Origin of the sequence: Actinopolymorpha pittospori (assembly GCF_014873875.1) — a bacterium.
GTDB classification, from domain to species: Bacteria; Actinomycetota; Actinomycetes; order Propionibacteriales; family Actinopolymorphaceae; genus Actinopolymorpha; species Actinopolymorpha pittospori.
Window position 1 is genome coordinate 8154707 of record NZ_JADBEM010000001.1, and the last position, 12832, is coordinate 8167538.

A 12832-nucleotide genomic window follows, 5' to 3' on the forward strand; every position below is an offset into this window, starting at 1 on the left:
GGCGCGGAAACGTAGGCTCCGAGGGTGAACCGAGCCGCGCGCATCCTGAGTCTCGACACCACCGTCACGACGCCTGACGGCGCAGCACTCGCGACTGACGTCACCGTCGCCGACGACGGCCAACGCCATCCCGTCCTGCTGATCCGTACGCCGTACGGACGGGCCTCCGTCCGAGGGATGCACGACGCCATCGGCCTCGCCCGGCTCGGCTTCGCGGTCGTCACCCAGGACGTCCGCGGCCGCTGGGACTCCGGCGGAGCCTTCTCGCCGTTCCAGAGCGAGCGCGCCGACGGCGCCCACACGGTCGACTGGTGCGCTTCCCAGCCCTGGTCGAACGGCGCGGTCGCGATGGCGGGCGCCTCCTACAACGGCTTCACCCAGTGGCTCGCCCTCGCGGAGCGACCCGCCGCCCTTCGGGTGGTCGCGCCGAGCGTCGCGGGACCAGACATCCGTTCCGCGGTGTATGAGGGTGGGGCCCTGCAACTCGGGGTCTTCTCGTCCTGGACGCTCGGGATCGGCGCCCTCGGCAGCAACCTCGACGGCGACATCCGCCGCGCCTCGATCGGCGCGCTGGACACCTGGCCGGCCTCCATCGACCACGACCACGACGTCCTGGCCCGGATCAGCCCGAACTGGGGCCGCTGGCTCAGCCCGGACGGGAGCGGCCCGAGCGGTGCCGTCCTCGCGGGCGCACCCGGCGCGAACCCCGACGGCGCGGCCGGCCGACGCGCGTCCGACGGAGCAGTCGGCGCCGACGGCGTTGACGGCGTTGACGGCGCCGCGTTCGCCGATGCCGACCTGTGGGGACCACTCGACGCGACGCCCGCGTTGGCCGGCGGGACCGACGTGGCCGGCTACCACCTCGCCGGGTGGCACGACCTGTTCTGCGAAAGCACGATCCGGGGCTACACCCTGCTCGCGGGCGCCGAGGAGCAGACCGCGAAGCGCCAGCGACTCGTTGTCGGTCCCTGGTCACACGCGACGATGCTGCGACGTACGACCGGGCAACTCGACTTCGGCGTGACCGCACAGGGCGACTTCAACGGGCTCGTGGAGGAACAGGTCGCCTTCGCCGCCGCCGGGATGGCTGGCGGCGACGTGCCCCACGGCGTGCGGGTCTACGTCATGGGCGCCAACCGTTGGCTCGACCTGGACGCGTGGCCACCCACGCGGGACACCGTCACCCTGCACCTGGCGGCCGACGGCCGGCTGGAGTCCTCGCCCCCGCAGACGACCGGCGCCGACCACTACCGGCACGACCCGACCGACCCGGTGCCGACCAGCGGCGGTCGCACCCTGCATCCCGTCCTGCCCGAGGCAGGTCCGCGCGACCAGCGAGCCGTGGAGGAACGCCGCGACGTCCTCGTCTACACCGGTGAGGTGCTCCCGGCCGACCTCACCGTGCTCGGCACGGTTCGCGCCCAGCTCACCTTCGCCTCGAGCGCCCCCGTCACCGACGTCACGGTGAAACTCGTCGACGTCCACCCTGACGGCGCCGCCATGCTCGTCGTCGACTCGATCCGGCGAGTCCGGGCGACACCGGGATCGACGAGCGAGGTGGAGGTCGAGGTCGGCTCGACCGCGATGACGTTCGCCGCCGGGCACCGCGTCCGGATCGAGATCGCCTCCTCCAACTACCCCCGCTTCGACCTCTCCCCCGCCGCCGACCAGACCGTCCGTCACGGAGGTCGCGCGACGTCCCGCATCGTCCTGCCCACCTACGCCGGGAGCCTTCGATGACCCGAACCAGCGCGCCGGAGTGGCCCGCCGTCCGACCCGACTACGAGTCGCTCGCCGCCTGTGTGGGAGGCGAGGCGGGCCGCTGGAACGTGCCCGGTGTCGCGGTCGGCGTCCTGCAGGACGGTCACCTCGAGACCCTTGCGTACGGCGTCACGAGCGTGGAGACCCGCCAGCCGGTGACACCCGACACGATCTTCCAGGTGGGCTCGATCTCCAAGGTCGTCACCGCGACCCTCGTCATGCGGCTGGTCGAGGACGGGCTGTTGGATCTCGACACTCCCGTGGTGGAGTACCTCCCCGACCTCGTGCTCGCCGACGCGACCGCGCGTCGGTCGATCACGCTGCGCCAGTTGCTCGCCCACGCGAGCGGACTGGAGGGCGATCGATTCATCGACTACGGACGAGGTGACGACGGTCTCGCCAACGCGGTCGCGACGTACTCCACGCTGCGTCAGTGGGCCGCGCCCGGCACGTTGTGGACCTACAGCAACGCCGGCTTCTCCCTGGTGGGGCGGGTCGTCGAGGCGGTGACGAAGGAGACGTTCGAGGGCGCCATCAGGACCAGGTTGTTCGAACCGCTCGGGCTCGAACGCACCGTCTACTTCGCCGAGGAGGCGATCACCTGGCCGCATGCGGTCGGGCACCACCTGAAGAGTCCCGCCGCGAGCCACCAGGTCGCCCGGCCGTACTCCTTCCCGCGCCACGTCAACCCCGCGGGCGGCATCGTCAGCTCCGTCGGCGAACTCCTGCGCTTCGCCGCCCTGCACATCGGCGACGGCGAGGTCGACGGGCAGCGGCTGCTGCGCGCCGCGTCGGCCCAGGCGATGCGCGAGCCGTTCGTGGAGGCCGGGAACTTCGGCCGGTCCTACGGCATCGGCTGGTCCGTCTGGGACGTCGCCGACGGCGAGGGGAACGCTGTCCGCATCGTCGACCACGGTGGTGCCACCCGCGGCTTCCGGGCCCAGCTCACCGTGGTGCCCGAACGCGGCTTCGCGCTCGCCCAGCTTACGAACGGCGAGTCCGGTACCCAGGCGATGGCGCAGATCGAGGCGTGGGCGCTCCGGCACTACCGCGGGCTCGCGAAACGGCCCGAGGTGGGCGTCGTCCGGCTGTCGGAGGGCGACCTCGGCGCGTTCGCCGGCGTCTACGAGCGTCATGACGGTCGGTTCGTGATCGCGCCGGAGCAGGGCACCGGGCGACTGACCGTCGAGGTGACCGAGATCGACGAGGAGAACGCCGAGGAGAGCGAACAGCCCGCGCTGGTGCTCGAGCCGGTCGGTGCCCGCAGGTTCCGCAGCGTCCAGGGTCCGTCCAAGGACGCGATCGTCGACTTCCTGACGCTCGCGGACGACGCCGGCCAGACCCGCACGCTGGTCCGGATCAGTGGCCGGCTCGCCGAACGCGGCCGGACCGAGAGCGGCGCGGCCGACGCCTGACCCCCGCCCCTGGTGATCGCGGGAAGGGAGGGCGGAACGTCAAAGCCAGCCCTGGGAGTCGGCGATCCGCACGGCCTCGGCCCGGGTACGCGCACCCGTCTTCCCGATCGCGCTCGAGAGATGGTTGCGCACCGTCCCCTCCGACAGCGACAGCGCCCGCGCGATGTCGGCAACGGTGCCGCCACCGCGGGTCTCCTGGAGTACGTCGCGCTCCCGCCGGGTCAGCGGGCTGTCCCCGGACGCCAGCGACTCCACGGCCAGCGTCGGGTCCACGACCCGCAGTCCCTGGTGGACCCGGCGGATGCTGTCGGCGAGTTGCGAGGCCGGGGTGTCCTTCACCACGAAGCCGCTCGCCCCCGCCTCGAGCGCCCGGCGCAGGTAGCCCGGCCGCCCGAACGTCGTGACCACGAGCACCCGACACGCCGGCAGCCCCACCCGCAACTCGCGCGTGGCGGTGATCCCGTCGCCGCCCGGCATCTCCACGTCGAGCAGCGCCACGTCGGGCCGGGTCTCGCGGGCCTTCGCGAGTACCTCGTCGCCCCTGCCCACCTCGCCCACGACCTCGATGTCGGGTTCGAGGGACAGCAACGCCGCCAGCGCACCGCGCACGAGGTGCTGGTCGTCAGCGAGCAGGATCCTGATCGCCTCACTCACTGGGGTACCTCCGCACGGAGTCGGAAACCGCCTTCGGCTCGTGGGCCCGCCAGCAGGGTGCCGCCGACCGCGACCACGCGCTCCCGCAGTCCGGTGAGGCCGTTCCCGTGGTGGGAGGCGTCCGGGCAGTGCTCGAGGTCGAAGGGCGCTCCCGCGCCGACACCGACCCCGTCGTCGACGACCTCCACGCTGGTCGGCGTCAACCGGACGCTGCACGACGTCGCCCTGCTGTGGCGTACGACGTTGGTGATGCCCTCCCGCACCACCCAGCCGAACAGGTCGCGATGGGGGCCGGTGACCTCGTCCACGGCGCTGGGAAGCACGGCGGTGATGCCGGCCGCCTCGAGGGAGCGCCGGGCCTGGCTGACCTCGGCCGCGAGGCTGCTCGCGCGGTAGCCGGCCACCGTCGCGCGAACGTCGGACAGCGCCTCCCGCGCGAGCCGCTCGACGTCGGCGATCTCGGTCGCCGCGCGGTCGGGGTTGCCCTCGACCAACCGGCCTGCTAGCTCCGACTTGACGGTGATCACGGTGAGGCTGTGTCCGAGGATGTCGTGCAGGTCGCGCGAGAAGCGCAGGCGCTCGTCGGCCACCGCGAGCCGGGCGATCTCGCTCTGCGCCTCGCGAAGCTCCCAGTTGCGGCGCAGCAGTTGCACGAACCCAGAGGCCGCCATCGCGCCCAGCAGCACCGACATCGTGCCCGACGGCTCGATCGTCCAGCCGGGGACGACCAGGGGCAGCAGGACGGTGAGCCCGACCCACGTCCCGGTCCACAGGGCGGACTGGCGCTCGGAGAGTACGACCCCTCCCGCGGCACCCAGGAAGACGAAGCTGAAGATGCCGTCCTCGCCCGCGAGGAGGCAGAACCCTCCGGCCGTGAGCGCGAGCCCGGCGAGCAGGGCCGGACCGACCCACCTGGCCGGAGCGGTCGCCGCGAGCAGCGGGAAGATCGCGATGTACAGCAGGCAGAAGACGGACGTCACGGCGATCACGACGGCCCGCATGCCAACGTCGGGGTGCCGTTGCAGGGCCTCGGACACCGGGCTGGCCAGGAAGATCAGCCAGACGGCTCCGAAGATCAGTCCCCGGCCGCGTTTGCGGCCGGGGACTTGCGTCTCGGGCATGCTCACGGGGACCGACTCTAAGCCGCTCAGGCCCGGGCGGTGTCGATGCGGTATCGCCGCGCCACGATCAGCGCGATGACCAGAGCCCACCCGAGCAGGACAGGGATGGCTTTCCACTCGAATCCGGCCAGACCGAGCGGACTGCGCCCGATGATGCCGAGCCAGTACGACGGGAGCACCTGCGCGATGTTGGCCATCACCTTGGGCATGACCTCGACGGGGATGAAGATCCCGCCGAACAGCGACAGGGTCATGAAGGTCGCCGGGAAGATCGCCTGCGCGCTGTCGGGCGAGGCGACGTAGCCGATCAGGATCCCGAGCGCCGCGAACGGGATCAGCGCGAGCCAGAGCCCGACCCCGGACACCGCCCACTCCCAGGCCGAGAGGTGGACGTGCTCGATGAGGGCGCCGGCGGCGTAGACGAGGATGATCGCCGGCAACGCGACCAGCATGCCGACGCTGCCCTTGGCGAGCAGGTAGGACAGGGGGCGGAGCGGGGTCAGCCGCAATTGGCGGTTCCAGCCGCTCTGACGTTCGAGCGCGATCCTGCTGCCGGCCGACATCGAGCCGCTCATCGCGCCGAACGCCGCCATGCTGACCATGAGGTACGCGCGGGCGCTGACGCCGTTGATGCCCTGCTCCTCGCCGTACAACTGGACGTAGATGAGGAAGAGCGCGACCGGCATCGCCACGGTGAAGAAGAGGAACCGCTTGTTGCGGTAGGCGCGGCGCGCCTCGAGGAGGAGGTAGCGCGAGGTCACGACAGGCTCCTGGTGTCCTGGGTGGATTGGCTGAGCGCGCCGGAGGGTTCGGCCGCGTCTGAGGTGAGGGCGACAACCGCGTCCTCGAGGTCGACACTTCGGACCTCGACGTCGCGGGCGTCGGTGTACGTCGCGAGCAGGGACCGCAGCGCGGCGTCGGAGTCCTTGCAGCGCAGCACCACCTGGTCGCCGCGCGTCTCGACCTCCGTGACGCCGGGCAGGCCGGCCAGTCGCGCGCGGTCGGCGCCCGGGAGTGTGGCGGTGATGCTGCGGCCGGCGACCTGGCTCTTGATCGCGGCCGAGGTGCCGTCGGCGATGACCCGGCCGCCCCGCATCAGCACCACCCGGTCGGCGTACGAGTCGGCCTCGTCGAGGTAGTGCGTGGCGAAGAGCACCGTCCGGCCGGCGGCCGTGAGCTTGTGCATCGCCGCCCAGAATGCCCGGCGGGACTCCACGTCCATGCCCACCGTCGGCTCGTCCAGGACGAGGAGGTCGGGGTTCGGTACGACGGCCAGCGCGAACCGAACGCGCTGGGCCTGACCACCGGACAGCTTCGCGGTCGGTCGCTGGGCGAGGTCGGCGATACCGGCCTGCTCGAGCGCTTCCTGGACCGGGAGGGAGTCGCGGTGCAATGCGGCGAACATCTCGACCAGTTCGCCCACGGTCGCGTCCGGAAGGAGGGTGCCGGACTGCAGCATCGCGCCGACGTAGCCCTGCGCGACGGCCCGGTGCGGTTCGACGTCGAACACTGTGACGTTGCCCTGGTCCGGTCGGGCCAGGCCGAGCAGCATGTCGATCGTCGTCGACTTGCCGGCGCCGTTCGGGCCGAGCAGCGCCACGACCTCACCGGGTGCGATGTCGAGGTCCACGCCACGGACGGCCTGGACGGTCCCGTAACTCTTCACCAGACCGGTCAGGCGGACCGCCATCCCCGTCGTGGTGGCTGTTGGTGTGTTCACGTGGACCACGATCGTCGACCGGCCGAACGTGGACCTGCGCCGGCAATCGTGACCTCGCCATGACATCTGTCACAAGGGACCCGTAAGTTCCTGCCCCCAGGTCACATCCGCGGCGGCAGCACCGTCGTACTGGGCGTAACGTGGCATGCGACGCGGGAGGTGGGATGAACCAGAAGTCGGACCAGCCGGTCTTCCGGATCTCGGGGGCCCCGCGAAGCCTCAAGGCTGACGTGCGTTCCCGTGAAGTCCGCTACCTGATCTCGATGGGTGTGCGAACCGCGTGCTTCATCGGGGCCTTCGTCACGCACGGCATTCTTCGGTGGCTGCTCATCGTGGCCGCCTTCCTCCTGCCGTATATCGCGGTCGTAATCGCCAACGCCGGACGTGAGCGCCGCAACAGCGCGCCACCGGCCTTCCTCCCCGACCATGCCGGGGAGCTTCCACCCGCTCCCAATCACGCCAGGCCGCCGCAAAATAACGCGGGGACCGGCTAGACCTGGCTGGCCCCTTCGTGCCAGACTCTTTCTGCGCGCTCCGCTTCCCCCGTCGGAGTGCGACGTGATGCGATGCCGGGCGGCTTCCCCCGTGGCTGCCCGGCATCGCTTCTTTTGTTGTCTACAGAAACTCACCCGTTACGCAGCGCATTCGAATGCGCGAATTGCGGCTTTTCCCCAACACTCTTCGAAGTCGGGTCCGCTCTATACTGGGGACGCTTCACGGCAATTCCCTATCGAATAGGGCACTTCGCCGCTCTCTCTCGCGGTTGCCCAGAGGTACTCATGACCGAACCAACCGCGGCACCGGATGCCATCTGCTCCGCGAAGGGCTGCACTCGAACAGCCACGTGGGCGCTGTTGTGGAACAACCCGCGCATCCACACCCCTGACCGGCGCAAGACCTGGCTCGCCTGCGACGAGCATCGGCGTCAACTCTCCGACTTCCTGTCGGCGCGAAGCTTCCTCCGCGACGTCGAACCGTTCCAGGGCGATCAACCGCGGGAGTGACCCGCGTCACGTCGCGGGTGCCCTCGACTCCCAGCTGGCCGGTGAGACTTGCCGGCGCGACCTAGCCGCCGATCGCGGACATCGGCCGGGCCGGTTGGAGAAAGCTCGGATCGTCGATGCCGTGACCGGGCCGCTTGGTGGCGACCGCCGCCTGCCACCGCCGCGCGAGTTCGGCGTCGTCGGCCCCGGCCCGCAGCGCGGTGCGCAGGTCGGACTCCTCGCGGGCGAACAGGCAGTTGCGCACCTGTCCGTCGGCGGTGAGCCGCACCCGGTCGCAGTCACCGCAGAACGGCCTGGTCACCGACGCGATGATGCCCACCCGACCCGGTCCGCCGTCGACGACGAACGTCTCGGCCGGTGCGCTGCCGCGCTGGCGCGGGTCGTCCGGTGTCAGGACGAAAGACTCCTGCAGCTGCGCGAGGACCTCATCGGCGGTCACCATCGTGTCGCGGCTCCACTTGTGCAGCGCGTCGAGGGGCATCTGCTCGATGAAGCGCAGCTCGTAGCCGCGCTCGAGGCACCAGGACAACAGGTCGGCGGCCTCGAACTCGTTGACCCCCCGCATCAGGACGGCGTTGACCTTGACCGGCGTCAGGCCGGCCCCCTCGGCTGCCGCGAGTCCGGCGACGACGTCGGACCACCGGTTGCGTCGGGTCAGCTCCGCGAACGTCTCCGGCCGCAGGGTGTCGAAAGAGACGTTGATCCGGTCGAGGCCCGCGTCTTTCAGTGGCTGCGCCAACCGGGTGAGTCCGATGCCGTTGGTCGTCAGGGAGATCTCCGGACGCGGCGCCAACCGCGCCGTGCGAGCCACGATGTCGACCAGACCGCGCCGGATCAGCGGCTCGCCCCCGGTGAAGCGCACGTCACGCACGCCGAGCAGAGAGACCGCCACGTCGACCAACCGGAGGACCTCGTCGTCGGTGAGCACCTCCGGCGCCGGCAACCATGGCAGCCCCTCAGGGGGCATGCAGTAGCTGCACCGCAGGTTGCACCGGTCGGTCAGCGAGACCCGCAGGTCGGTCGCCACCCGGGAGTAGCCGTCCATCAGCCGCGCAGCCATCCCTCAACCCTAGGCCATGTCTCCCCGGGAGCGGGTGATCGTGACAGCGGTCGAAGCGAGGGTCGGCGAAGATCGTTTCCGGTCCCGGTCGGCTCCGCCGCCCGGCCCCCGACAGGTGCGCCACGGACCCCGATGGGAGGCTCGCACAGGTCTGTCGGTTAGCGTCACTGCTCGTGTACCGCTTTCTGCTGCGGCCACGCTGGATCGGTTTCATGGTCGGGGTCGCACTGCTCGTGACGGTGTTCGGTCTCCTGGGCCAGTGGCAGCTCCACCGCCTGGACCAACGCCGTGCGAACAACGCCATCATCACGAGCAACAGCGGGGTGACCGCGCGCCCGGCCGACGACGTACTCGCTCCCGGCCGCGAGGTTGGCGCCAAGCAGGAGTGGCAGACGGTCAAGGCACGCGGCACCTACGACGCGAAGCACCAGATTCTGGTGCGATACCGCCCATTGGAGGGCGAGCCCGGCTTCAACGTGCTCACGCCGTTCCGGATCGCCGGGAGTCCCGGCGGCGAGGCGGTCCTGGTCAACCGGGGCTGGATCCCGAGCCTGAGGTCGACCGGAGCGCCGACGCCGCCCGCGCCGGCCGGTGGCGAGGTCACCATGATCGGCCGGGTACGCCAGAGCGAGGCCGGCGCGGGCAACCCGGGCCTGGGCAACGGGCAGACCCGCTTCATCGACGTGTCGGCGATCGCCGCGATCCTCCCCTACCCGGTCGTCGGCGGCTACGTCGAACTCGCCGGCGGGGTACCGGAGCCGGCCGACGGCGGCGGCCAACCGCACCTCCTCCCGCCGCCGGAGCTGTCCGAAGGACCTCACCTCGCCTACGCGTTCCAGTGGTTCCTCTTCGCGGTGATCGGCGTCGGTGGTGTGGGCGTGCTCGCCTACGACGAGGCACACGCCGGCCAACTCCGCGACCGGCTGCGCTCCACCCGGGTCGAGCCGAGCGCGCGGGCGGTCGCCGGGCGTGCCGGCTCCACGTCCCGGACCGCCGGGTCAGGCGGCACCGGGTCACGCGGCACCGGAACGCCCCGCCCGACCGGAACGCCCCGGCCCGCGCAGCCAGCGCGCGAAACCGAGGCGGCACGCGACCGGAAGACGCCCGCCGACGCGCCGGCGAAGGACCAGGGCACGCCCGTCGACTGACGTGCGGCGGCCCGGTCCTCCCTCGCACCGGCCGAGCTTCAACGACCGAGCTTCAACGGCCGAGCTTCACCGGCGGGGATCGGCGATGCTGGACGCGAGCTCTTCGGCCGCGAGTGCGAGCGCCGCGTCGAGCCGTTCGGCGTCACGACCACCCGCGTGCGCGAGCCGCCCGACCCCGCCCGCACCCCCGCCGATGCCGCGGCCCGCCGGCGTGAGCAGGTCACGCGCTCGTACGCCGGTTCGCGCCAACGGCTCGTTGACGACGAGGACGAGCTGGGCCTTGCCGTCGTGGACCCGACCAAGGACCACTCCGCCGGGCCGTTCGCCCGGCCCGGCCGCGAGGACCGCCTCGACCAACTCCCGTAGCTCCGCTCCACCGGCCCGGCGTCGCTCGCTCCCACCCCCGCCGCCGTCGGACCCGTCGACGCGCACCGCGACCAGCCAGCCGCCCGGGACGTCCCGGCGCCTCCCCGCGAGTTCCCGCGCCCACGACGCGAGCTCGACCCGGCGCGACTCCGCGAGTTCCCGCTCCGCGTCCGCCAACGCACCGAGCCGGTTCCGGAGCCGGTCGAGAACCTGGTCGGTCGGGCTGTCGCCGAGCAACGCCTCGACCTGCTCGAGCAACCGGCGTTCGTGGTCGGCGTAGCGCAACGCGTCGAGCCCGGTCAGCGCCTCGATCCGCCGTACGCCGGACCCGACCGAGCCCTCCGCGACGATCCGCACCGGGCCCGCGGAGCTCCCGTGCGCGACGTGGGTTCCGCCACACAGCTCGCGGGAGAAGTCACCGATGTCGACCACCCGGACGACCTCGCCGTAGGTCTCGCCGAACAACGCGATCGCACCCGCGGTCTGCGCCTCCGCCCGGCTCGCCTCCCACACGCGTACCTCCGGGTCGGCGAGCAGGCGCTGGTTGACGTCCTCCTGGATCCTCGCGAGCACCTCGGAGTCGAGCGCGCCGAAGTGGGCGAAGTCGAACCGCAGTCGCCCGGGCGCCACCAGCGATCCCTGCTGGCGCGCGTGGTCGCCGAGCGTCGAGCGGAGCACCGCGTGCAGCACATGAGTGGAACTGTGCGAGCGGGCGGTGGCCTCCCGCCGGTCCTGGTCGACGACGCTCTGGACGAGTTCGCCGACGCCGATCGCCCCCCGCGTCACCTCGACGGCGTGGACGTGCAGCCCGTCCCCGCCACGCTGGGTGTCGAGCACGCGCACCTCCGCGCCCGACGCCGTCCGCACGATGCCCGTGTCGCCCACCTGGCCGCCGGACTCGGCGTACATCGGGGTGCGGTCGAGGAGGAGTTCGACGCGTTCACCCTCGCTCGCCGAGACCACCTCGAGGCCGTCTCGCACCAGCCCGAGCACGGTGCCCTCCGCGGTGGAGTGGGCATAGCCGACGAAGCTGGTCGGGCCGTGCCGGGTGACGAGGCGCCGGTACGTGTCGTCCCGACCGGAGTCCGCCTCCCGGGGCGCCCGCGCACGCTGCGCCCGTCGTCGTTGCGCGTCCATCAGCGTCGCGAAGCGTTCGGTGTCGACGTCGAGACCGGCCTCCTGCGCGACCTCGACCGTGAGGTCGACCGGGAAGCCGTAGGTGTCGTGCAGTTCGAACGCCGTCCGGCCGGACAGCGTGGGTTCGCGGCGCTCGCGAGTACGCCGGATCGCCGTGTCGAGCAGCCTCGTGCCCTGCGCCAGCGTGCGGTCGAACGCGTCCTCCTCGTGCGCGAGCGCCTGGCGGACCAGGTCCCGCTGGCCGGTGAGCTCGGGCCACGCCTCCTCGTGCGAGTCGATCACGTCGCCGCCGAGGTCGGCGAGGACCGGCTCGGTCGCGCCGAGCAGCCGCGTGTGCCGGACCGCGCGGCGGATCAGCCGCCGCAGGACGTATCCGCGACCGTCGTGCGCCGGAAGCACCCCGTCGGCGAGCAGGAACGCTGCCGCCCGCACATGGTCGACGACCACGCGCGCGGACAGCTCACGGTCGGCGCCGTCCAGCTCGTCGGGTCCGTCGAGACCGACGTGCCGCGCCAACCGCTCCAGGACGGGCAGCAGCGCGTCGGTGCGGTGGATGTGGGGGACGTCCTGTAGGACCACCGCCGCCCGCTCGACGCCCAGGCCGGACTCGACGCAGGATTGGGGCAGGTCACCGATCAGGGGGTAGTCCTCCAGCTCGGGACCCGCACCGCGGATGTGCCGCATGAAGACGAGGTTCCACACCTCGAGGTACCGGTCGGTGTCGATGGCCGGGCCGCCCTCGCGCCCGAACTCCGGCCCGCGATCGTAGAAGATCTCCGAGCACGGCCCGCACGGACCAGGCCCGCGGGTGGACCAGAAGTTGTCGGCCATGCCCAGCCGCTGGATGCGTTCGGCCGGGATGCCCAGCTCCTGCCACAGCGCCGGGGTCTCGTCGTCGTCACGGTAGACCGTCGCCCACAGCCGGTCCGGGTCCATGCCGAGATGCTCGGTGAGGAGCTCATACGCCCACGGCACCACTTCGCTGGGGCCGTAGTCGCCGAAGGAGAAGTTGCCGAGCATCTCGAAGAACGTCGTGTGCCGGTCGGTACGCCCGACGCTTTCGATGTCACCGGTGCGGACGCATTTCTGCGCCGAGGTCAGCCGCGCCCGCGGCGGCGCGGACGTGCCCAGGAAGTACGGCTTGAACTGCACCATGCCGGCGGTGGTGAGCAGCATGGTGGCGTCGTCGGGGATCAGGGAGGAGGACGGCACGACCAGGTGGCCGTGCTGTCGGAAGAAGTCGAGGAAGGTACGACGGATGTCGACGGAGCGCACGGGAGCCTCTCAGCGGAACGGCGTCGCGGACAGGAGGTCACTGCGATGACAGGGATCGCAGCTGTCACTGCACACGCCGAGCCGGACCGAGGGGGCCGGCAGAGGGGTCAGTGGTGACGGATCTCGGCGCCCGGCTCGGCGCACGTAGCTCGCTGTCCCACCGACATGAGT

General features: G+C 71.6%; 11 protein-coding genes. 5 read left to right on the forward strand and 6 right to left on the reverse strand.

Annotated elements, in window-relative coordinates; translation table 11 throughout:
* Positions 1 to 24 precede the first annotated feature (24 nt).
* The gene (locus HEB94_RS37920; RefSeq protein ID WP_192754302.1) at positions 25 to 1740 is read left to right on the forward strand and encodes a CocE/NonD family hydrolase; all 1716 of its coding nucleotides are present in this window, start codon (positions 25 to 27) and stop codon (positions 1738 to 1740) included.
* The gene (locus tag HEB94_RS37925; RefSeq protein ID WP_192754303.1) at positions 1737 to 3176 is read left to right on the forward strand and encodes a serine hydrolase domain-containing protein; all 1440 of its coding nucleotides are present in this window, start codon (positions 1737 to 1739) and stop codon (positions 3174 to 3176) included. The genes HEB94_RS37920 and HEB94_RS37925 overlap by 4 nt, the downstream gene beginning before the upstream one ends.
* Positions 3177 to 3215: 39 nt before the next feature.
* Here HEB94_RS37925 and HEB94_RS37930 read toward each other — a convergent pair whose 3' ends face one another.
* The 4 genes from HEB94_RS37930 to HEB94_RS37945 are packed head-to-tail and all read right to left on the reverse strand — an operon-like array spanning position 3216 to position 6671.
* Positions 3216 to 3830, reverse strand: coding sequence for a response regulator (locus HEB94_RS37930; protein ID WP_192754304.1), 615 nt, complete (start codon positions 3828 to 3830; stop codon positions 3216 to 3218).
* Entirely contained in the window at positions 3827 to 4951 is a 1125-nt protein-coding gene (locus tag HEB94_RS37935; RefSeq protein ID WP_238362969.1) for a sensor histidine kinase, read from the reverse strand. Before HEB94_RS37935 ends, HEB94_RS37930 begins: the two co-directional genes overlap by 4 nt.
* 26 nt (positions 4952 to 4977) lie before the next feature.
* Positions 4978 to 5712 carry an ABC transporter permease gene (locus HEB94_RS37940; RefSeq protein WP_192754305.1) on the reverse strand — a complete coding sequence of 245 codons (735 nt, stop codon included), beginning with the start codon at positions 5710 to 5712 and terminating at the stop codon, positions 4978 to 4980.
* Entirely contained in the window at positions 5709 to 6671 is a 963-nt protein-coding gene (locus HEB94_RS37945) for an ABC transporter ATP-binding protein (RefSeq protein WP_337918194.1), read from the reverse strand. Before HEB94_RS37945 ends, HEB94_RS37940 begins: the two co-directional genes overlap by 4 nt.
* 164 nt (positions 6672 to 6835) lie before the next feature.
* Between HEB94_RS37945 and HEB94_RS37950 the strand changes: the two genes are divergently transcribed.
* Positions 6836 to 7165, forward strand: coding sequence for a DUF3099 domain-containing protein (locus HEB94_RS37950; RefSeq protein WP_192754306.1), 330 nt, complete (start codon positions 6836 to 6838; stop codon positions 7163 to 7165).
* A 285-nt stretch (positions 7166 to 7450) separates the two neighbouring features.
* Positions 7451 to 7675 carry a hypothetical protein gene (locus HEB94_RS37955; RefSeq protein ID WP_192754307.1) on the forward strand — a complete coding sequence of 75 codons (225 nt, stop codon included), beginning with the start codon at positions 7451 to 7453 and terminating at the stop codon, positions 7673 to 7675.
* Between the two features lie 61 nt (positions 7676 to 7736).
* Here HEB94_RS37955 and moaA read toward each other — a convergent pair whose 3' ends face one another.
* Positions 7737 to 8735 carry a GTP 3',8-cyclase MoaA gene (moaA, locus tag HEB94_RS37960; RefSeq protein ID WP_192754308.1) on the reverse strand — a complete coding sequence of 333 codons (999 nt, stop codon included), beginning with the start codon at positions 8733 to 8735 and terminating at the stop codon, positions 7737 to 7739.
* Positions 8736 to 8908: 173 nt separating this feature from the next.
* On the opposite strand from moaA, the gene HEB94_RS37965 reads away from it, so the two are divergent.
* Entirely contained in the window at positions 8909 to 9883 is a 975-nt protein-coding gene (locus tag HEB94_RS37965) for an SURF1 family cytochrome oxidase biogenesis protein (protein ID WP_192754309.1), read from the forward strand.
* 66 nt (positions 9884 to 9949) lie between these two features.
* Here the strand turns inward: HEB94_RS37965 and alaS are convergent, their stop codons facing one another.
* On the reverse strand, positions 9950 to 12661 hold the full coding sequence (alaS, locus tag HEB94_RS37970) for an alanine--tRNA ligase (protein WP_192754310.1): 2712 nt from the start codon (positions 12659 to 12661) through the stop codon (positions 9950 to 9952).
* Positions 12662 to 12832 lie beyond the last annotated feature (171 nt).

Excerpts from the sequence above, each read along its gene's own strand:
- HEB94_RS37925 (WP_192754303.1), top strand. The coding sequence starts at position 1,737 with ATGACCCGAACCAGCGCGCCGGAGTGGCCCGCCGTCCGACCCGACTAC.
- moaA (WP_192754308.1), bottom strand. The coding sequence starts at position 8,735 with ATGGCTGCGCGGCTGATGGACGGCTACTCCCGGGTGGCGACCGACCTG.
- HEB94_RS37935 (WP_238362969.1), bottom strand. The coding sequence starts at position 4,951 with ATGCCCGAGACGCAAGTCCCCGGCCGCAAACGCGGCCGGGGACTGATC.
- HEB94_RS37955 (WP_192754307.1), top strand. The coding sequence starts at position 7,451 with ATGACCGAACCAACCGCGGCACCGGATGCCATCTGCTCCGCGAAGGGC.
- HEB94_RS37950 (WP_192754306.1), top strand. The coding sequence starts at position 6,836 with ATGAACCAGAAGTCGGACCAGCCGGTCTTCCGGATCTCGGGGGCCCCG.